The sequence below is a fragment of the Runella sp. R0.1_18 genome (assembly GCF_057652155.1).
The window spans coordinates 47,814-68,223 of record NZ_JBYFCK010000015.1 but is presented as its reverse complement, the minus strand read 5'-3'; the positions used below and the strand labels follow the sequence as shown (position 1 = coordinate 68,223).

Sequence of the window (20,410 nt, the reverse complement as noted above, 5' to 3'; positions counted from 1 at the left end):
TACGAGAATTGTACTATAGTATTGCAATAACTTTATACCTAAGAGAAAAAATGTTTGTAAAAGCCATCGAACGCGTTAGTGAGTTTACTCGACCTATCCATATTATCACTCGTTTATACAACCAAGCCGAAATCAGACCTGGCGCTGCGACCTTGTTTTTTATCAATGAAAATGGCGATGCCATCACTTGTAAGCACGTAGCCGACTTGATTGTCAACGTGGGAGCTATCCAGCAGCACTATGCACGTTTTATGGCAGAGTACCGTAAAATTTTACGCGAGCCGCAGCACGACTATTTGCGGCAACGATTGGAAGAACAGTTTAATATGAAGTTGGGGACGGTTATTGGGCAAAAATTCGATTTTATCAATTGCTTTGAAAGTCTATCCCAAATCCACGTCACGTACCATCCAAAATACGATTTAGCACTTTTGCGTTTTGAAGGAACAGGACAAAAGTTTTTTCAACGTCCTGCCGAATTTGTCGCCGATGGAGCCAGTGCCAAGCAAGGAAAGTCATTGTGCCGCTTGGGGTATCCGTTTGCCGAATACACCAACTTTCGCTACAATTCAGATTTAGACGACATTGAGTGGGTTCGAACCAATAACCAAGTAACTCCTTCGTTTCCCATTGATGGAATTGTCACTCGACATATTGTCGATGAGTCAGGAACTCCCTTTGCTATTGAAATGAGTACCCCAGGATTGGTAGGACAAAGTGGTGGCCCGCTGTTTGATACCGAAGGCACAGTTTACGGAATGCAACAATCGACTCGGCACTTGCACATGGGGTTTGACATGGTCAATCACGACGTTTGGGTAGGGGGAACCCACCGCGCCAAGATTTCTAATCACCCCTTTTTACACGTAGGTGTGTGTATCAGCGCCGACATCATCAAAGAGTTTCTTCGCCAACATGATGTGAAGTTTTATATGAAAAAAGGGTAGAAGGAGTGTCGAATTTCTAGTGCAGAATGTCGAATAGGGGGCAATTTAGTCGTTATTAGTCCCCTATCAAAAACCCTCAAAAATGCCTATCATCACTTCATCCCATAATTTTCCCGAAGTAAATATTCAAAAACTCGACTGGGTAAAAAGCGTTTGAGCAATAGCGAAGCACGTTGGAGAAACGGCCCTGCTACGTAATAAATATTGGGTGACTTTGCGTTGATTACTTTTTCAATCGTTTTGGCAATGTACATCGGTTCGGCGGCTTCGCTTACTTCGGCGTTTACCTTGGCGTTCATGTCGTCCACGTAGGCTCGGTAAGGCGAATTGGAAGGGCTGTGCGCCACCAAACGGTTGGCGTTGATGTTGGTGCGGACGTCGCCAGGCAATACGCTACATGCCTCAATCCCAAAAGGTTTGAGTTCAATGCTGAGGGTTTCGGTCAGGATTTCTACCGAGGCTTTGCTGGCGCTGTAAATGCCCCGAAAAGGTAAACCCATGCGGCCTGCAATCGAGCCTACATTGATGATAAGTCCACTGCGGCGTTGGCGCATGGCGGGCAACACGGCGCGACAAACCCGCAAAAGTCCCCATACGTTGGTATCAAAAACCCGTTGAATCATCTCTTCGGGAACCTCTTCGAGGGCACCAATAATTCCCAAACCTGCATTGTTGATGAGGATGTCGATTTGTTGTTCACGTTGTAGAACGTGGGCGATGGCGTTTTGCACCGAAGTATCGTCGGTAACGTCCATCACAACCGTTTGAAAAGAAACGACCTCGTTGAAGGGTTTGCGACTGGTGCCATACACGCGATGCCCTAGTTTTGTTAAGTACTCGGCGGTAGTGCGGCCTATCCCCGTCGAAGCTCCAGTAATGAGAATAACTTTAGACATGTATTAACAACCCATCTATTTCTTAATTTGGTTCAGTTCTTCGTGCATTTGATTCACTAAATACCGAAGATGGTCAAGCGAAACGGTAGGCTCGGGCAAAACTGTGCTAAAAAATGCCTTGATTTCCCACACTTCCAGTACGTCCTTGATGGGTACCTCAAAGGTAGGAATGTTTACTTTATCTGAACTCAACAAAAGTGTTCCTTTGATTTTTACTTGGTTATAAACTCTTCGGCAAACCACCCCCAAATTTCGTGCTACCAAAACGTACATTTTCCCATCAGCGATGTCGTACCAATTGCTGATTTGCTGACCCACCAAAAACGAATTGACGTACGAAAAATCGTCGCCTGCTTCAAAGGCGCGGTAACTGCCGTTGGGCAAAAGTGGAAATTCAAAAGAAGGAAGACGTTTGACGTAATCGTTCTGCGAAAATTTGTCAATGTACTCCTTCATTTGCGACTGCCGAACGTAAGGAATCGCCTGGGGATTTGGCTTATCGTACGCACTTGGTGTTTGGACAATGGTAGCCGAACCTCCGTCATAATTGTTGTTGAACGTCGTCACTGGGGCATAAGTCGGTACCACAGGCGGCGGTGTAACGGGCGCCGAATAGCTGGGCGGGCTCGGTGGTTTGGGGGGCTCAATGACAGGAGGCGCTACGGCAGCGGGTGGGGGCACAGGCACAGGCTGTGGGCGCGGCTGCGTGGACGTAGGCGGCACATAAAACTGGTCAAAAATGCTCGAAAGTGTCTGTGGCTCTTTTTCTTGAGGCTCCGATACCAACGACGAAACCGCTGGTTTGTCGATGGGAATAAGACTCGGCGTTTCGCGGATTTTCCGAAGGTCTTTTTTTAGCAAATCGTCAACAGAAACATTGAACAACTTCGACATTACCTTCAAAACGTCGATGTTGGGATTGGCGCGTTGTTCTTCGTAAGCGCCCACAGAAGCCCGTTTTATGCCAATTCGGCGGGCAAATTGGTCTTGCGTCATTCCGTGCAATTTCCGCAAGTATTTCATGTTGTCGCTGACAATGCTCATGGCGATTTTGATAAAAATTTTAGTAAAAGTAGATAAATTTCTGTTTTACTAAAAATATGTAACTATCCTGCTGAAAAATTGTATTTTTGTACTTACCCAACGCTGACTTAACCTAACCTTTTTGACCAAAAACCTATGATAGTACAAGAACCAATGGTCCATGCGGACTGTAAACGTATTTTTGAAAAACAGCGGCGCAAAGCAGCCTACATTGCCCTTACTGACGCCAATGAGCGGAAAGCAAAACTCCAAAAGATTCAGGCGTATTTGATGGAAAACCAAGCAGAGGTGGAAAAAGTTATGTACGATGACTTCCGAAAACCAGCTTCTGAAGTGCTTTTGGGGGAAGTTTACAGCATTACTTCGGAGATAAAATTTGCTTGCAAAAACTTGAAACGTTGGGTAGCCCCGCAACGGCTTTCGACGCCCATGGGGATGATAGGCACCGTAAGCTACATCAAACACGAACCCAAAGGAAATGTACTCATTATTTCTCCTTGGAATTACCCACTTTCGTTGGCCATTAAGCCGTTGGTTTCGGCCATTGCGGCGGGGAATGTCGCCATCATCAAACCCTCAGAAATGACGCCAAATACCTCGGGGTTTATCAAAAAAATGATTGGTGAGCTGTTTGATGAAAACGAAGTGGCGGTGGTAGAAGGCGATGCCACTGTGGCTACGGAGCTATTGAAACTGCCGTTTAACCATATCTTTTTTACAGGAGCGCCTTCCATCGGCAAAGTGGTGATGCGGGCGGCGGCCGAGCATTTGGCATCGGTAACGCTGGAGCTAGGAGGGAAGTCGCCTAATATCATCGACGAAACGGCAGATATTCAAAAAGCGGCTGAGATGACGGCTTGGAGTAAATGTTTGAACAACGGACAAACGTGTATTGCGGCTGATTATGTGATGATTCATGAGTCGAAAAAAGACGCGTTTGTCAATGCTTATCGGGACGTAGTCAAAAAAATGTACGCCTCAGATGGCACGAAAGTAGAAACCTCAGATAGTTATGCCCGCATTGTGAACCAACGTCATTTTCAGCGCATCAAGGGGTATCTGAACGATGCCGTAGAAAAGGGTGCTAAAATTGAAGTGGGCGGAGCTACCATTGCTGACCAAAATTTCATTGAACCAACGCTCCTTACCCATGTTAACGATAGCATGAAAGTGATGCAGGAGGAAATTTTTGGACCTGTGCTACCTGTGTTGACCTACCGTGAAAAAGAGGAGGTGATTGGGTACGTTAACAGTAAAGAAAAACCGCTGGCTTTGTACATTCACAGTAATAGTCAACGCAGTATTGATTATTTTCTGAATAATACCACAGCGGGAGATACGGTCATCAACGACATGATGTTGCAGTTTAGCAACGCCGAAGTGCCTTTTGGGGGCGTAAACAACAGCGGAATTGGAAAGTCGAATGGTTTTTTCGGATTTCAAGAAATGAGCAATCTGAGGGGAGTTACTAAACGACAATTTGGAACGATGAAGTTTATCTATCCGCCTTATACCGACAAAGTCAAAAAGCTCATTGAGCTATTCATTAAGTATTTTTAGGGCATTATTTTTTTGAAAAAATACGTATTTGTTACGCTAAATAAGTGGATGCCCCGTTTCGGGGCATTTTACGTATATATATGCCAATGGTCTCGCTGGGTTTTGGTATTTTTGGAGGTTAAGATAAAACTCCAAAATCGCGAACAGAAATCAATGAAAAAAATGCTACTGATAGGGCTGGCTGTGCTGTGGAAACTAAGTGTTTTTGCGCAGAAAACAGCCGCGTATCAGGGTGATTCGTGGAAAGAAGTACTGCGCAATAAACAAGGAACAGTCACGTCGCTTTGGAATGGCATCGACCCGTTTGTGTTCAAGGCTTCAGATGGGCGGCTGATGGGCGTGGAGTACGAAGTAATGGAAGCATTTGTGCGTTTTACCGAAAAAAAATATGGGGTAAAGTTGGCCGTCAACTGGGTGGAAAACCCCGATTTTCAGCAGATGATAGCGGCCATCAAAAACAGCAAACAAGCAGGGGTATTTGCGTGGGGGTATGTGTCAATCACCGCCGAACGGGCCAAGTTTCTTCAATTTACCCCACCCTACATGCCCGACCTCAACGTGCTAGTGACACACGCCAACCAAGCACTGTACAAATCGCCCGAAGCGTTTTTAGACGGTGCTAGAGAGATGCACAGCTTTGCGATGAACAACACCACGATGGCCGAAGACCTTGCCAAACTTAGGTCGCGGATTCCTCAGGTGGCAACAACGTTTAAAAACAATGATTACGAGATTGCCGAGGCGATTTCCCAAGATGAGAAAGCGTTTGGGTATCTGCCATTGTCGATATACATTGTGGCGCTTCAGCGTGGCCTCAAAGTCAAACGCCAGCCCGTTTGGGCCGTCAAACGTCCAGGTTTTGCGGGGATTTATCCTCAGAAAAGCGATTGGAAAGTACCCGTCGATGCGTATTTTGAAAGTGCTGATTTTCAGCGTGATTTTGAGCAAATCGCCCGTAAGTATTTGGGGGCGCACATGTGGAAACTGGTATTTCTGAACGTGATGAACGATTCGATGCGAAATCAAAACGATTTGGAGTTATTACAAATTGAGAAAGACTTGTTTGCGGCACGTGTCATCGAAGCTGCTCAAGAGTCAGAATTTCAGCGTGACGTTCGGAATATTATTTTACTCACGGGTGTGTTCGCGTTGGTATTGATGTTGGTTTTTTACCTTCGTTATCGCAGCAAGAAGCAATATTCGGAAGTATTGAGAACGCAAAACGAGTTGATTTTGGCCCAAAAAAGCGAGATAGAACGCATCAATCGGGATTTGCAGCTACGGGTGTTACAGTCACAAACAACCCCTCATTTTGTTTTCAATGCACTGCACACATTTCGGTATTTTGTAAGCCTAAACGAACGAAAAAGTACGCTTGCGTACCTGACGGCGCTGTCGGAATGTATGACTAGTTTGTTGCAACAGTCCGAAACGACCTTCTGTACGGTAGAGGAAGAATGTCAGTTATTAACGCAATGTTTGCAATTGGAAAAAATCCGTTATGCCGACAAATTTGGCTTTGAAGTGCAGTATGACCAAGCCGTCAAAGATTGGCAAATTCCGACGTTGTTGATATACCCGCTGATTGAATCTGCCTTGCACCGAGGTATTTTGGTTAGAAAAGACAACGATGGTTTTCTGCAAGTTGGGTTTGATTATAAGAATGGATACATTGTGGGGAGCATTGAAGTAAATGCACCAACGGGAGAGCCTTTATTAAGCATCAACAATAAATCAGAGATCGACAACGCGTCATTAAACCTGATGTGGCAACGGATGGAGCTTTACAACGCAGCCCAAGCGGGTACGATTACGGTTTCGACGTCTGTCCCTAACCGTTACGAAATCCGTTATCGTGTTTTAAAATCATAACGTATGTTGAAAGCGCTTTCGGAATCGTTAAATGCCAAGAAAAATGCCTTCTCACAGACCTTGATCCGTTGGGTTCGACCCTTATGGAGTTGGGTGTCGAGACAAGGCATTACTGACGCGCTTTCCGAAGACCGTAGAAACAAAGTGAAACTGACCAACCGCTTGGCGGCAACAGTTAGTTTGATGCTCATCGCACCGTTGTTCAACTACGTTCAAGTACTTGATGTATTCATTCTGCATTTTTTAGCGATTCTGAGCTACATGACACCCATTTTTATCAATCGCTTGGGGTGGTACTCGACGGCGCGGTGGTGGTTTGTGCTCATGCCGCCTGTGTTCAATTTGATAGGCGCTGGATTGCTCACCGAGGGGCCTGCTTCGGCGGCCAAAATTTCGTTTATGGCCATGATTATCTTGCCTATTTTGCTTTTTCAAATCACGGAGTGGTTGCAAATGCTATTTGGGCTTGGGTTGGTTTTTCTGACGGTGGTAGCGTTTGACTACGTAACAGACTTAATTCCTCGGTCGGCCTGGATTGCCAACGACGCCCACTACGACAACCCGCACGTAGCGCACATGGGCATCATTCGAGGCATGGTTATGCTGACGGTGGCTTTTATATACCTTCAACTGGTCAACCGTGGCAATCAGCAAAAGTTGACAAAGGCTTTGGACGAAACCGATCGCCAGCGTGCAGTTTTGGATGATACCAATGCGTTGCTTCGCCAACAAAACGAGGAAATTGAGCGCCAACGCTTGGACATTGAACACATCAACCACGACTTGCGTTTGCAGGCATTGAAAGCCCAAATGGATCCACATTTTTTGTTCAATGCGCTGGGATCGATTCAACATTTTATCCTCAAACAAGAGACCAAAGAGTCGCTGAATTATTTGGCTAAATTCTCAAAACTGATTCGTCAAATGCTGGAAAACTCGGTGAACGACCGCGTATCGCTGGCCGACGAAACGCGGGCATTGTCGTATTATATTGATTTAGAGCGACTTCGTTTTGAAAATAAATTTGAATACCACATCGACATTGATGAAACCATTGATGCCGAGCGGACGGAGATTCCGCCAATGTTGCTTCAACCTTACATCGAAAACGCCATCTTACACGGGCTTCGTCCAAAGGAGGAAGGTGGAGGGCGGCTTAAAGTGGTTATTCTGAGACAGTTTGATGATTTGTTGTGCGTCATTGAAGATAACGGTATTGGCCGCGAGGCCGCTGCGTACATCAACTCCCACCGCCGTCGCTCGCATATTTCGCGCGGTACTTCCTTTACCGATAGTAGGATTCGCCTCCTCAATGCCAACCGAACCCAGGCCGTTAGTGCCATTACCATCGACTTGATGGATGATCAGGGTAACCCCCGAGGCACGCGCGTAGAACTTAAAATTCCGCTCTGATTGCAGTATCATTTGGCCAAAAATGCCTTCTTATGGTAAATATTAATCTAAGAAAGCATGAAAGTAAAATGTTTGTTGGCTTCTTTATTGTTCTGTACTTCACTCTCGTACGCCCAATCTGAAGACAATACCCTGACGAAAAAGGAAAAAACCGAAGGATGGAAACTCCTTTGGGATGGAAAAACCAATACTGGCTGGAAAAGCACAAAAGCCGATGGTTTTCCTGCCACAGGTTGGTCAACGGAAGGTGGCGTGTTGAAAGTCTTGAAAAGTGCCCGAGGAGGCGATATTATTACGACGAATAAGTACAAAAACTTTGTCCTAAAAATAGATTTCAAACTGACCGAAGGTGCCAACAGTGGCATCAAGTACTTCGTGAACTCGTCGGGGATTGGTTGCGAATACCAAGTGTTGGATGATGACAAACATCCCGATGCCAAAGCAGGCGTGGAGGGTAACCGTACCTTGGGCTCTTTGTACGACTTGATTACGGCCGACCCCAAAAAACCGCTTAAAAAGGATGACTTTAATACGGCCATGATTGTGGTAAACAACAATCACGTAGAACACTGGTTGAATGGCGTAAAAATTGTAGAATACGACCGCAACAACCAGATGTGGCGGGCGTTGGTCAACTACAGCAAATACAAAAAATACGCTGATTTTGGCAATGCTACCGAAGCGCCCATTTTGCTCCAAGACCACGGTGATGAGGTGTGGTTTAAAAACATTAAGATTTTAGAAAAAAAATAATCGTTATATGGTGGGTCGGATTGTTCACAACCCAATCGCTAACAAACAGTTAATTCGTGCGTCGGGTTGCTCACAACCCGACCGCTCTCGACGATAACCAGTAAATAAGATTTTTAAAGTTTTAACATAATCGTTACCAAATGACAACTAGAAGGGATTTTATAAAAAAAGCAGGGGTTGCGGGTTCGGGCCTAGCTTTGGGGCAATTGAGCCCAAGCATTATGACAAATCCAGCACGAAAAGGCGAGAAAGTCAAATTGGCGTGTATTGGGATTGGTTTCCGTGGTGGAGAAATCATTAAAGAACTCAATAAAACGGGCTTGGCTGAGATTGTGGCGCTTTGTGACATTGACATGGGGGCCAAGCACACGCAAGAAATTGCGGCCATGTTCCCCAATGCCAAACAGTTCCAAGATTTCCGTAAGATGTTCGACAGCATGGGAAATCAGATTGAAGCGGTTTCTATCGGAATTCCTGATTTTGCCCACTACGTAGTGGCCGTACATGCGATGTCGTTGGGTAAGCACGTCTATGTTGAAAAACCAATGGCGCGGACGTTTCACGAGTCAGAGTTGCTAATGAAGTTGGCTAAGAAAAACCCTAAAGTGGTGACCCAAATGGGAAATCAAGGACACTCAGAGGCGAACTACTTTCAATTTAAAGCGTGGAAAGACGCGGGTATCATCAAAGACGTTACCAAAATTACGGCCCACATGAACTCGGCCCGCAGATGGCACGGTTGGGATCCAAAGATTTCAAAATATCCCGAAGCACAACCCATTCCATCAACGTTGGACTGGGAGACGTGGCACTTGAACACCATGTACCACGATTTTAACGAAAAATACCACTACGGCAACTGGCGCTGCTGGTACGATTTCGGCATGGGTGCTTTGGGCGACTGGGGCGCGCACATCTTGGATACGGCGCACCAATTCCTCGACCTCGGGTTGCCAAACGAAGTGACTGCGGTGAAGTTGGACGGACACAATGATTTCTTCTTCCCGATGTCATCGACGCTTTTGTTCCGCTTCCCTGAGCGTAAAGGAATGCCAGCCGTGGACATTACGTGGTACGATGGGGTCAATAACCAGCCACCGCTGCCCGACGGATACGGTTTGTCAGAACTTGACCCGAATATTCCAGTGGTAGCAGGCCAGAAAATCAAGGCTGCGACCTTGAACCCAGGTAAGATTATTTACTCGAAAGACCTCATTTTCAAGGGCGGTTCGCACGGTAGTACGTTGAGTATTATTCCAAAAGAAAAAGCGTTGGAGATGCAGTCAAAACTACCCGTAGTGCCTGCCAGCCCGTCCAACCACTTCAAAAACTTCTTGTTGGCGTGCCAAGGCGAAGAAAAAACACGTTCACCGTTCGAAATTGCAGGGCCATTGTGTCAGGTATTTTCGTTGGGGGTAATGGCGCAACGTTTGAACACCAAATTGTTGTTTGACCGTACGACAAAAACCATCACCAACCATCCTTTTGCCAACGCTATGCTAACAGGCATTCCGCCGCGCAAAGGCTGGGAAGATTATTATCGTATATAAGTGTGAGTTTACCTTCCCGAGAGTTTCAAACTTTCGGGAAGGTTTTACCGAATTTTAGGGCACTTTGTTCGACCACGTTGTTTGCGCGAAGCGGGACGAAATTGAAGTTGATTTTTTGTGACCAAATACCCTCCTTTTCCGTTTCGCGTCCTAATCTCTCCCCCTTCTTTCATCGGAATAAAATCCAACGACGGCAAAAACGCAAAGTCATTAATCGGCTGAGGATGAATGTCAAACAGCGGGTCGCCAGGGAAATGGTACGTCTCAAACTCGTAGTCAAACAAGAAAATCGTAATAAACCCATCGGGACTGTACTTGAGGCTGATGTCTTGGGTAGGTTTCAGTTTAAACGCTTGCTGTAAATCGGCTCGGCGGAAAAACTGGTCTTTAAAATGGTCGTGGTGAAGTTTGGCACGATTGTACAGATAAACAGTGTTTGACGAGTCGTAGGTAATCGCAATGTCGATGTAGTGCTTTGAAAAGTCTTTTCGGGTGTCTTTGGCAAACAAAACGCCCATGTTGTTGATGGCGTTTTTGCTTAAATACAATTGATAATGCTCAATGGCTGCCGTTTCTTCGTGGCGGTTTTTGAAGACATTCCCGATGTTGACATTATACGCCTTTTTGGTAGAATCAATTTCCAAACCTTTTTCAAAATCTTTGAGCGATAAGTCGGAAAACTTGGCTTCTTCGGCTTGGTCGCGGTTGTGGCGTTCACGCAATGACATATACGACTGAACAATCCCACGGTTGTTGTACAGCATCGGCAATTGTTTTTTTCGCAAAAGGCTATCGTAGAGTACCTTTGCGCGGTCTATGTCGTCGATGTTGAGGTATGAAACTCCTAATCCATTACTGGCGTTGATGTTGCCTGGGTCTAAGGCGTGGGCTTGGGTGAAGTCGTCGAGAGCCTGCTGGTATTCGTTGCATTTAAGGTAAATATTTCCTCGGTTGACAAGCATCCGAACGCTGATTTCGGGGTTGGCCCGAATGGCTTTTTCCAGCCACTTGAGAGAAGTCAAAAAATATCCCTCGATGCGGCAGTATTCACTCATAGCCAAGCAAGGTAGTAAACCTTTTCCCGAAAGCTTCACCGCTGTTTGAACGTCATCTTTTGCCAGGGCGGTTTGGTTGGAATAAAGTCGGCAAAAAGCCCGTGCCGCAAAAAAATCGGCATGATGCGGGTTTTTAGGGTTTAGAATTTCCCCTGCTTGGTCAAAGCAGCATACCGCTTCTCCGTAGTTTTGAAGGCGATAATAAATAATGCCTAACCCAAGCCACGCGTGTTTTTGGGTAGAATCTAAATCCAACGACCGCTCGTACGCTTTTTGGGCCTGACGTTGCCCATTGGTGCCGACGTACGCATTGCCCAAACTTAACCACGCTTCCGCTGACAAATCGTTGAGCCGACAAGCTGCGTCGTACTCCAATACCGCTTCTTGGTACTTGCGTTGCCGATAAAGCGCGTGCCCCAAACCCAGCCTCGCCGCAAAGCGATAATAAGGGTCTTTGGTGGCAAGGTATTCGCGGTAAAGCGCCTCCGCCGCTGTATATTCGGCCAAAGCCAGCGAACTGTTTCCGCGCTGTACCAAAAAGCGCGGCCCGCTTGGGTGCTTGCCTACCCGAGTTGCGAGTTTGTCGGCTTTTTCGTAGAGGCGTTCGGCTTGTTTGTAGTCGCCAAGTTTAAAATGAACATTGGCGGCTAATTCATGAAATTCGGCCGCTTTGGCAAACCCGATTCGTTTGCTCCAATCTTGCGACTGCTGCAAATCACCCAATTTGTAATGGGCCAAAGCGATGTTAAAAATGAGTGTATCGCTAGGAGGAGCGTGTTCCCACGTGGCCAAACCCTGTTGAATATCGCCTTTTTGAGCTTCCCAAACGCCCTTATTGTGCAAATAACGATGCCCAGCTCCTGTCTGAGTCAAGAGTTGCAGGGCAGTGTCGTATTCTTTCAACACACCCGTGACAAGCGAGAGATTATACAGTAGGGTATCGTTGTTGGCGTCGTATTCTTGGGCTTGCAAAAACATCGACTGCGCACTTTGGTACCGCTGATTGTAAGCGTACTGAATGCCACCGTTGTTGAGTTGAGGAAACCGCTTAGGGTTCTGAGGAACGTTTTTTTTGGGAGGAACTACCGCAATTTTCTTGGTTGAATGCGCTGACGACCCCGTATTAGAAGAATCTACCACGCACGCTTGAGACCGTGTGCCAAGTACAAATTCAACTACAAAAAGGAGTAAAGTAAACCTAAAAGTCAGCATCTCCATACCAATCGTCAATGTAACTAACTTAATTTCATTTACACGAACCATGCCATGATTAGCCACTTGAGGGAAAAAAATGAGCAATAAGGCGTCAAAAACAGCTGTTTTGGCCTTTTGGTGTAGAATGTGTAAGTAAAGTTAACGCTAAGTTTTGACTTTAGCGCTCATTTAGTTACATCGACGATGAAAAAAGGGGAAATATTAGCTTAATACATAATTTTATTTTTTACCCGCAGAATAATACAAACGCAGATATTCGCTGATAAATGACTTAATGAAGCTATTTTCATCAGCGAATATCTGCGGCTCTAAATCTGCGTTAATCCGCGGGTAAAACTTAAAAAAACACAGCAAACAATGTGCCTAATTCGGCATAATTAAAAATGTAGATTTTCCTTTCTGTGGCAATGCTTTGTGCGAAAGAATAAGCCGCCGCACGGGGCGATTGTCCCATTTAGTTTTGAAACTAACGTACTCCATCCCGTCGGTAGAAGGAAGGTCAGTTGATACATCCCAGAGTTTGCTATCGTATTGAATAACAAAGTTTTGTCCTTTGGGTGTGGTCAATTTAATTTTGCCAAGAGTGGTTAAATCCGTGTCGCAAACAGTCATAAATACTTGCTGTAGCGAAGTAGGTTTTTGGGTCAACGTAAAATCATCGTTTATCTCGACAATATTCTTTAAGCGATTGAGCTTCACCGAACGATTCCATGCTTGGATTCCCGCTTCTTTGGCGTAGCTAGGCGCAATGTCCATCGACAACGTTGCTTCTTTTTCGTTGATGGTACTTTTGACGTTATGCGCTTCGTAGGTTCGCCCCGCAAGTTGTCCTAGCCCGTTGACAATTGGCAAATTATGGTATTGAGATTGGGTAAACCAAAGTTCATAACGTTTCGACGAAAAAGTACGGGCGGTGTAGTTACCGCGACCTGCGTCGATGATGACTGGTTCACCGTTGGCGTACAGCAAAAAGTCGCCTACGTCGTTGTGGTTGTGACTTTCGGCATTGTGTCCGCCGTGGGTAGCCAAGTACAAACCATTGCTACTACGGGCCGTTAGTACTTGAATATCGCCAAGCCAAGCGTCTTTGACGGGTTGGTACGTGGTTTTGGTGGAAGGCAATTCTTTGACAGTAAGTAAGTTTTGAATACGACGCATCCGATGGTAGCCGTTATTTGACACTGCAAATGGGTATTTTTCAGTTGCCCATAATCCAAACTGTGCGAGTTGGGTATCGTTGATTTTTTTACCAAAACGATACAGCATGATGCCGTCGGGTTTGAGTTTGGGGTCGGCATCGGCAAAGTTGACAAAGTAATCGTCCGCAATGTGGGTTTTGAAAACATACGAAGCCATTTTTTGAACGAGCGGCTGCTGATAAGCACTTACTTTGTTTTGAGTAGCAGCTTCTAGCAATTCCAAACAATCAAATACGCAAGCCCCTGCCGCAAACCAATAACTTGGGCCTTCGTCGCAGCCTCCATCTTCTCCCAGTCCGTTGAGGTACAAATCCAAACCGAGCATAGCGGCGTGTAATTGCTCCGCGCGGCGCTTTTCGTCTTTTTCCAACAAAAGCGTCGCTGTCATCCAATTGGACATAATCCACGGATTCCAGTTGTTAACGGCATTTTTTTTACTCATCCAACCGTAGCGATCGGGGTTTTGAATCATGGGGACAAACAACCGACGGTTGGTTTCAAAGTAAATTCGTTTGCGGATGAGTTTGTTGATTTTATCTAATTTTTCGCCCACAAAATAGTCGGCAAAAGAAAGTACGGCAGCGGTTTCGGCGGCAAACAAATCCACGACGGGGTCTTCGACGTTGGGCAGACCTGTACCGCTAATGTGGGCAGGAACGCCCCAAAAACTTTCCTCACAAATCGACCAAACTCCGTTGAAAATGGCTTCCGTAAAACGGCCTTTGTCCTCTACGCTTTCGGCCAAAATAAGGTCAATGAGTGCGTTTCGTTTTCCGTACGAAAGTTTACCGTGGCGTTCGCGGTCGCCAGAGCGTACAAAATCCATCGAAACGCTGCCTGGAATGGCTTCAAATTTGTAGTTCAACACGGCTTCCCCCGCTTTTATGACCCGTGTCACCACGCTATCGGGCAGTTGGGATTGCCATTCGACGGAGGTTTTGGGGTAGGGTTTAAACTGCGCTTGGGGAATGAGCACCTGCCGAACGGCATCAAGCGAATAGGCGTTGCCGAGGAGGTTTCGTTGGGTCGGTTGGGCACTGGCGATGGCTGCCCAACCGATTAAGAGGGTTGTGAAAAGGTGTTTCATTGGTCTTTTGATTATAGATGGCAAAAAAAACCTTTTCATACTGACCACGGAAAATAAATTAATTCCAACCCCCACCCAGGGCGCGGTAAATATTGACAACGGCATTCATCTGTTGCATTTTGGTTTCGACAAGGTCGAACCGCGACTCAATAGCATCCCGTTGTGTTAGCAACACCTCCATGTAATCGGCACGAGCCGAACTAAACAGGTTATTAGAAATCGTAATCGACTGCGTAAGGGCCTGAACTTCCTTCGATTTGGTGTCGTACGTTTTTTCTAAATTACCGATTTTAGCCATTTGGTTGGCCACTTCGATGTAGGCATTCAACAGCGTTCGTTCGTAATTATACACCGCTTGAATCTGCTTGGCATTGGCATTGAAATAAGAAGCCTTGATGGCGTTTTTGTTGACCAACGGTGCCGTCAAATCCCCCGCCAACGAAAGAATGAGCGATTGAGGGGTTTTTAACAAATACAAAGGATTGAAAGCCTGATAACCCAAACCTGCCGAGATACCAAGAGAAGGATAAAAACGGGCTTTGGCAACCTGTACGTCTAGTTTGTTGGCGGCCAACTCCTGTTCTGCCTGACGGATGTCGGGGCGATTGGCCAGTAACTGCGAAGGTAAGCCCGTATGAATGTTGGCTGGAACCAAATTACCAAAATCTTGCGAACTACGAGCGACGGTTTGGGGATAGCGTCCCACCAAAAAATTGATGCGGTTTTCGGTTTCAATGATTCGTTGCTGAATGTTGTACTGCAAACTTTGGGTGTTCAATACCTGAGCTTCAAACCGTCGTACGGCCAATTCGGTCACTTTGGTTGCTTCCTTTTGAAGGCGTACAATCCGAAGAGCATTGTTCTGAATATCAATGTTTTGGTGAATAATCGCCAATTGATTGTCAAGGGCCAACAACTCGTAGTACGAAGTGGCAATTTCGGCAATTAAGTTGGTGACCATGAAATTTCTACCTTCACCACTTGCCAAGTACCGATGCACGGCGGCATCTTTGGCATTGCGCAATTTATGCCAAATGTCGATTTCCCATGTGGCAAACAGGCCGCCCAAAAAATTGGGAAGAGGTTCGGGGGTTTCTCGGCCAGGTTTGATGTCGGTGGTCGCTTCGCTGGCGCCTATGTTGGTATAACGTCCCACTTTGTCCACCCCAGCACTTCCACGGACACCCACAAAAGGTTTGTATTCCCCTTGGCGAGCCATGATTTCGTTGCGCGAGATTTCGATTTCTTGCATCGTAATGTTTAGCTCCTGATTGTTTTGCAAGGCGCTGTCAATCAGGGTTGTTAGGTAGGGGTCTGTAAAAAACTCCTTCCATCGAATCGTGGCGCTGTTGGTCGAGTCCTGCGAGTTATTAAAACCCGCAGGTAACGTATTACTTTCGGTTTTGGTGACCAACGCAGGGGTTTTACAGCCCGAAATGGCTAGCGTTAACCCCACGACTCCTATGCCGAGTGTGATGATTTTCTTAAACATTAGTGCTCAATTTCTTCGGTTAACGGATTCTCTTTTTCACCTTTAATCAACTGACGACCTTCGGCGATTTTTCCGAAAATAAAGTACAGCCCTGGGACGATAATGACTCCGAATACAGTCCCGAAAAGCATTCCTCCCAGGGCCGACGAACCAATCGTACGGTTGCCAATGGCTCCTGCACCTGTGGCAAGTACGAGCGGAATCAACCCCGCAATGAAGGCAAAAGACGTCATGAGGATAGGGCGGAAACGTACCTTGGCACCTTCGATGGCCGCGTTTAAGACGGTGAAGCCTTCTTTGTGTTTTTGAACGGCAAATTCCACAATCAAAACGGCGTTTTTCCCCAGCAACCCGACCAACATGACCAACCCTACTTGGGCATAAATGTCGTTGGCCAAACCCATCACTTTGATAAGTAAGAAAGAACCGAAGACCCCCGCAGGCAGCGAGAACACCACCGCCAACGGCAGAATAAAGCTCTCGTATTGGGCAGCTAACACGAAATAGACAAAGGCCAATACCACTAAGAAAATATAAAGTGCCTCGTTGCCGCGCATTACTTCGTCTTTCGACAACCCACCCCAGTCGATGTCATAGCCCCTTGGGAGGGTTTTCTTGGCTACTTCTTGAATCACTTTGATGGCTTCCCCGCTACTGTACCCTTTGGCAGGCGCTCCACGGAAAGCCGCAGTGGTGTACATGTTATAGCGGTTGATTTCGTTGGCGCCCTGCGATTTTTTAATGCGCATAAAGGCCGAGAACGGCACCATTTCATCGTACTTGTTTTTGACGTACAAGTTCATGATGTCATCGGGAAGTCGGCGGTATTCGGGCGATGCTTGCACAAACACCTTAAAGAAACGCTGAAACTTGATAAAACCGAGTTCGTACGTACTACCAATCAAAATCGAGAGCGTATTCATGGCGTTGCCAATCGAAACACCTTTCTGCATGGCCAATTTATTGTCGATTTCGAGCTCGTATTGGGGGTAATTAGCACTGTAAAAGGTGAACAAGCCCGTCAGTTCTTTCCGTTTTTTGAGTTCATTCATAAAATCAGAACTGACTTTTTCGAGTTGTTTGTAGTCTCCCGTGTTGGTTTTGTCCAACAATTGCAGCGCGAAACCACCCGCAGCTCCGTATCCTGGTACGGCTGGTGGGTCAAAAAATTCGATGGTAGCCCCTGGGATAACTTTGGCCCTTTCTTCTAATTCATAAATAATCTCGTTGACGGTGTGTTTACGCTCGTCCCAAGGTTTAAGGTTAATCAAACAAGTACCTGCGTTTGACCCCCGACCTTCGGTAAGTACTTCGTATCCCGCAAGGGCCGAAACTGATTGAATACCCTCTACTTTTTCGGCAATCGCTTGGAGTTTGCGGGTAATGTCGTTGGTACGTTCCAAGGTCGAGCCTGGAGGCGTTTGTACGATGGCGTAAATCATCCCTTGGTCTTCACTCGGAATAAAACCCGAAGGGAGTTTGGCCGTAATCCCGAAAATTCCGACGCCAAAAGCCAACAAGATTCCCCAAGTCACCACGCGGCGGTTGACGATAAGGCGCAAGAGCCCTACGTACCGACCCGTTAGTTTTTCAAAACCTCGGTTAAAGGCATCAATAAAGCGGTCGATGATGGTTTTCTTGCGTTTGTGGCCGTGGTGATTTTTCAAAATCATCGCACAAAGCACAGGGGTTAGGGTAAGTGCGACAAGCCCCGAGATGACAATAGACGTAGCCATTGTGATGGAAAACTGACGGTAGAAAATCCCCACGGGGCCTGTCATAAAGGCCACAGGCACAAACACGGCGGTCATCAACAACGTAATGGCAATAACGGCACCGCTGATTTCGCGAAGTACTTTTTTGACGGCTTTGTAAGGCGTGAGGTGAGGCTCTTCTTCCATTTTGGCATGGACGGCCTCGACGACCACAATGGCGTCATCCACCACAATACCAATCGCAAGTACCAACGCAAAGAGCGTAATCATGTTGATGGTTAGCCCAAACAACTGCATAAAAATGAACGCCCCAATCAGCGAAACAGGCACCGCCAGCGTAGGGATAAGCGTAGAGCGCCAGTCGCCCAAGAAGATAAACACTACCAAGGCCACCAAAATAAAGGCATCTCGCAGGGTATGAATTACGTTTTCGATGGAGGCATCTAAGAAGTGCGAAACGTCGTAGCTAATTTCGTAGTCCATCCCTGGAGGGAACGAGGTTTTCTTCATTTCGTCCAGTTTGGCTTTTACGCTCTTGATAACATCGCTGGCGTTACTTCCGTAGGTTTGTTTGAGCATAATCGCCGCCGATGGATAGCCATTGAGGTTAGAATAAATGTCATAATATTCGCTCCCAAGTTCCACTTCGGCAATATCTTTTAGTTTGAGAATTTCACCGTTAGGGTTCGCCTTCACAATCACATTTTTGTATTGCTCCACGTCGTTAAAACGCCCTTGGTAGGTCAATACGTACTCCAATGCCTCGGCGCGTTTTCCGTCGCTTCGGCCAATCCGCCCAGGCGACCCAATTACACTTTGGTCGTTCAACGCTTCCATGACTTCGTCGGCAGAGATGTTGTAGGCCCGCATACGGTCGGGTTTGAGCCAAATCCGCATCGCGTACTGGCGGCTACCCAAGATGCTGGCCTGTCCAATCCCCGTAATCCGCTGAAGTTCAGGCAGCATGTTTACCCCCGCAAAGTTGAAGAGGAACTTCATGTTGGCTTTGGGGTCTTTGCTGTACAAGTTGACGTACATCAACATGTTAGGAACGATACGGTTTACGATGACCCCTTCGCGCTGTACCAAGATGGGCAAACGGTTGAGCACCTGCGCAATACGCGTATTGACGTTGACGACGGCTTGGTCGGGGTCAGTACCGAGGTTAAAGACAATCTGGATGTTGGCTTCCCCCGCACTGGTGGCGTCAGAAGTCATGTATTTCATGCCAGGTACCCCGTTGATGGCTTGTTCCATCGGAATCAACACCGATTCGGTAAGTACCTTCGCACTAGCCCCTGGGTAAGAAGCCCGTACGATGACCATTGGGGGCGAAATTTCGGGAAACTGCGAGATGGGTAAGCTAGTGATAGCCAATATCCCCATAAAAATGATAACCAGCGAGATGACGATAGCAAGTACTGGCCGATGTATGAATTTACTAAACATATTCGTGCGATGTTTTGGGGCGAACAGCTATTACTCGGTATATACTTTAAGGTTGGCCAATACTTTGTGCGGCTCTTGGTAGTCAAAGTGAATTTTCTCGTTGTCGTGTACTTTACGGATACCTTCAAGCAAGATGCGTTCGTCGGCGGCTAGGCCATCTTTTACCACGTAGAGGTCGGGCATTTCGGCGGCGATATTAATCTCGCGCGACCTCACAACATTGTCTTTTCCTACCACATACACATAGCGTTTTTCCAGAATTTCAAAAGTAGCTTTCTGAGGAATGATGATGGCGTTGCGAAGCGGAACCACCATCTGAATATTGCCCGTTTCACCGTGACGAAGTAGCCCTTTAGGGTTGGGGAAAGTCGCCCGAAAAGCGATGTTTCCCGTTTCGTTGTTGAAGTCGGCTTCAATCGTTTCGACAATCCCCGAATGACCAAAAAGTTGATTGTTAGCCATCACCAAGTTAACCGACATCCTTTTGCCGTCTTGCGCCTTGCTTTTAAAATCGAGGTATTCGGCTTCGGGTACGTTGAAATACACCCACATTTTGCTGTTGTCAGAAAGCGTGGTGAGCAAGTCACCTTCGTCCACCAAACTTCCTGGACGTACTTGAAAATGATCCATGATGCCTGAAAAAGGCGCTTTGATTTTGGTAAAACCTAAGTGAACTTGGGCCAAGGCAAGTTCGGCTTTGGCTTTGTCCCACTTGGCATTGACCATCGCTAATTCGTTGGGTGCTACGATGTTGCTATCGGCAAGGCGTTTGGTGTTTCGGTATTCGATGCTGACAAACTTCGCTTCGGCTTCGGCTTTTTGCACTTCCGCTTCGTACAGTTTGGGCATGATTTGAAACATCATTTGGCCTTCTTTGATAAACTGCCCTTCGTCCACGTAGATGTTTTGGAGGTAGCCTCGCTGCTGAGCGCGGAGCTCAATATGACGAAAAGCGTGAATCTGGCAGACGTAGTCTTTGGTAATGGTAGTGTCTTTTTTGAGGGGGGTAGTTACCAAAAACTTGGTAATTTCTTCCTTCTCTTCTTCTTTTTCTGAGCAGCTTGTGCACCACAACAAAGCACAGAAACTTGCGAGCATGAGGGTCTTATTCATACTAAATTCACTTTTTGTGTAGGGAGAATGGGGAAAATAATGTGAGTGGA

At 46.5% G+C, this 20,410-nt stretch carries 13 protein-coding genes; 6 read left to right on the top strand and 7 right to left on the bottom strand.

Annotation, left to right across the window (positions count from 1 at the left end; translation table 11 throughout):
* Positions 1 to 50: 50 nt before the first annotated feature.
* Positions 51 to 947, top strand: a complete 897-nt coding sequence (locus tag AC23P2_RS22510) for a S1 family peptidase (RefSeq protein WP_487775295.1) — start codon at positions 51 to 53, stop codon at positions 945 to 947.
* Between the two features lie 92 nt (positions 948 to 1,039).
* On the opposite strand, the gene AC23P2_RS22505 is transcribed toward AC23P2_RS22510, so the two are convergent.
* Together AC23P2_RS22505 and AC23P2_RS22500 are read right to left on the bottom strand one after the other, a co-directional pair.
* Entirely contained in the window at positions 1,040 to 1,843 is an 804-nt protein-coding gene (locus AC23P2_RS22505; RefSeq protein WP_472487779.1) for an SDR family oxidoreductase, read from the bottom strand.
* A gap of 15 nt (positions 1,844 to 1,858) precedes the next feature.
* Positions 1,859 to 2,887: a helix-turn-helix domain-containing protein gene (locus AC23P2_RS22500; RefSeq protein WP_487775294.1), complete on the bottom strand. Its 1,029-nt coding sequence runs from the start codon at positions 2,885 to 2,887 to the stop codon at positions 1,859 to 1,861.
* A 135-nt stretch (positions 2,888 to 3,022) separates the two neighbouring features.
* On the opposite strand from AC23P2_RS22500, the gene AC23P2_RS22495 reads away from it, so the two are divergent.
* The 5 genes from AC23P2_RS22495 to AC23P2_RS22475 all read left to right on the top strand — a co-directional run bounded on the left by AC23P2_RS22495 (position 3,023) and on the right by AC23P2_RS22475 (position 10,035).
* A complete protein-coding gene (locus tag AC23P2_RS22495) occupies positions 3,023 to 4,447 on the top strand; it encodes an aldehyde dehydrogenase family protein (RefSeq protein ID WP_487775293.1) in 1,425 nt (474 codons plus the stop codon).
* Positions 4,448 to 4,600: 153 nt separating this feature from the next.
* Positions 4,601 to 6,319 (top strand): histidine kinase, encoded by a 1,719-nt coding sequence (locus AC23P2_RS22490; RefSeq protein ID WP_487775292.1) that lies wholly within the window; start codon positions 4,601 to 4,603, stop codon positions 6,317 to 6,319.
* 3 nt (positions 6,320 to 6,322) lie between these two features.
* Positions 6,323 to 7,732 (top strand): sensor histidine kinase, encoded by a 1,410-nt coding sequence (locus AC23P2_RS22485; RefSeq protein WP_487775291.1) that lies wholly within the window; start codon positions 6,323 to 6,325, stop codon positions 7,730 to 7,732.
* 57 nt (positions 7,733 to 7,789) lie between these two features.
* On the top strand, positions 7,790 to 8,485 hold the full coding sequence (locus AC23P2_RS22480; protein ID WP_487775290.1) for a 3-keto-disaccharide hydrolase: 696 nt from the start codon (positions 7,790 to 7,792) through the stop codon (positions 8,483 to 8,485).
* A 140-nt stretch (positions 8,486 to 8,625) separates the two neighbouring features.
* Complete coding sequence (locus tag AC23P2_RS22475) at positions 8,626 to 10,035, top strand: Gfo/Idh/MocA family oxidoreductase (protein WP_487775289.1); 1,410 nt, start codon at positions 8,626 to 8,628, stop codon at positions 10,033 to 10,035.
* 44 nt (positions 10,036 to 10,079) lie between these two features.
* Here AC23P2_RS22475 and AC23P2_RS22470 read toward each other — a convergent pair whose 3' ends face one another.
* The 5 genes from AC23P2_RS22470 to AC23P2_RS22450 all read right to left on the bottom strand — a co-directional run bounded on the left by AC23P2_RS22470 (position 10,080) and on the right by AC23P2_RS22450 (position 20,360).
* Positions 10,080 to 12,353 carry a tetratricopeptide repeat protein gene (locus AC23P2_RS22470; protein WP_487775288.1) on the bottom strand — a complete coding sequence of 758 codons (2,274 nt, stop codon included), beginning with the start codon at positions 12,351 to 12,353 and terminating at the stop codon, positions 10,080 to 10,082.
* A gap of 315 nt (positions 12,354 to 12,668) precedes the next feature.
* The gene (locus AC23P2_RS22465; protein ID WP_487775287.1) at positions 12,669 to 14,591 is read right to left on the bottom strand and encodes a heparinase II/III domain-containing protein; all 1,923 of its coding nucleotides are present in this window, start codon (positions 14,589 to 14,591) and stop codon (positions 12,669 to 12,671) included.
* 58 nt (positions 14,592 to 14,649) lie between these two features.
* Positions 14,650 to 16,083 carry a TolC family protein gene (locus tag AC23P2_RS22460; protein WP_487775286.1) on the bottom strand — a complete coding sequence of 478 codons (1,434 nt, stop codon included), beginning with the start codon at positions 16,081 to 16,083 and terminating at the stop codon, positions 14,650 to 14,652.
* Positions 16,083 to 19,247: an efflux RND transporter permease subunit gene (locus AC23P2_RS22455; RefSeq protein WP_487775285.1), complete on the bottom strand. Its 3,165-nt coding sequence runs from the start codon at positions 19,245 to 19,247 to the stop codon at positions 16,083 to 16,085. Before AC23P2_RS22455 ends, AC23P2_RS22460 begins: the two co-directional genes overlap by 1 nt.
* Positions 19,248 to 19,277: 30 nt before the next feature.
* Positions 19,278 to 20,360 (bottom strand): efflux RND transporter periplasmic adaptor subunit, encoded by a 1,083-nt coding sequence (locus AC23P2_RS22450; protein WP_487775284.1) that lies wholly within the window; start codon positions 20,358 to 20,360, stop codon positions 19,278 to 19,280.
* Positions 20,361 to 20,410 lie beyond the last annotated feature (50 nt).

Excerpts from the sequence above, each read along its gene's own strand:
- AC23P2_RS22480 (WP_487775290.1), top strand. The coding sequence starts at position 7,790 with ATGAAAGTAAAATGTTTGTTGGCTTCTTTATTGTTCTGTACTTCACTC.
- AC23P2_RS22495 (WP_487775293.1), top strand. The coding sequence starts at position 3,023 with ATGATAGTACAAGAACCAATGGTCCATGCGGACTGTAAACGTATTTTT.
- AC23P2_RS22460 (WP_487775286.1), bottom strand. The coding sequence starts at position 16,083 with ATGTTTAAGAAAATCATCACACTCGGCATAGGAGTCGTGGGGTTAACG.
- AC23P2_RS22505 (WP_472487779.1), bottom strand. The coding sequence starts at position 1,843 with ATGTCTAAAGTTATTCTCATTACTGGAGCTTCGACGGGGATAGGCCGC.
- AC23P2_RS22500 (WP_487775294.1), bottom strand. The coding sequence starts at position 2,887 with ATGAGCATTGTCAGCGACAACATGAAATACTTGCGGAAATTGCACGGA.
- AC23P2_RS22475 (WP_487775289.1), top strand. The coding sequence starts at position 8,626 with ATGACAACTAGAAGGGATTTTATAAAAAAAGCAGGGGTTGCGGGTTCG.
- AC23P2_RS22450 (WP_487775284.1), bottom strand. The coding sequence starts at position 20,360 with ATGAATAAGACCCTCATGCTCGCAAGTTTCTGTGCTTTGTTGTGGTGC.
- AC23P2_RS22470 (WP_487775288.1), bottom strand. The coding sequence starts at position 12,353 with ATGGTTCGTGTAAATGAAATTAAGTTAGTTACATTGACGATTGGTATG.
- AC23P2_RS22490 (WP_487775292.1), top strand. The coding sequence starts at position 4,601 with ATGAAAAAAATGCTACTGATAGGGCTGGCTGTGCTGTGGAAACTAAGT.
- AC23P2_RS22465 (WP_487775287.1), bottom strand. The coding sequence starts at position 14,591 with ATGAAACACCTTTTCACAACCCTCTTAATCGGTTGGGCAGCCATCGCC.
- AC23P2_RS22455 (WP_487775285.1), bottom strand. The coding sequence starts at position 19,247 with ATGTTTAGTAAATTCATACATCGGCCAGTACTTGCTATCGTCATCTCG.
- AC23P2_RS22485 (WP_487775291.1), top strand. The coding sequence starts at position 6,323 with ATGTTGAAAGCGCTTTCGGAATCGTTAAATGCCAAGAAAAATGCCTTC.
- AC23P2_RS22510 (WP_487775295.1), top strand. The coding sequence starts at position 51 with ATGTTTGTAAAAGCCATCGAACGCGTTAGTGAGTTTACTCGACCTATC.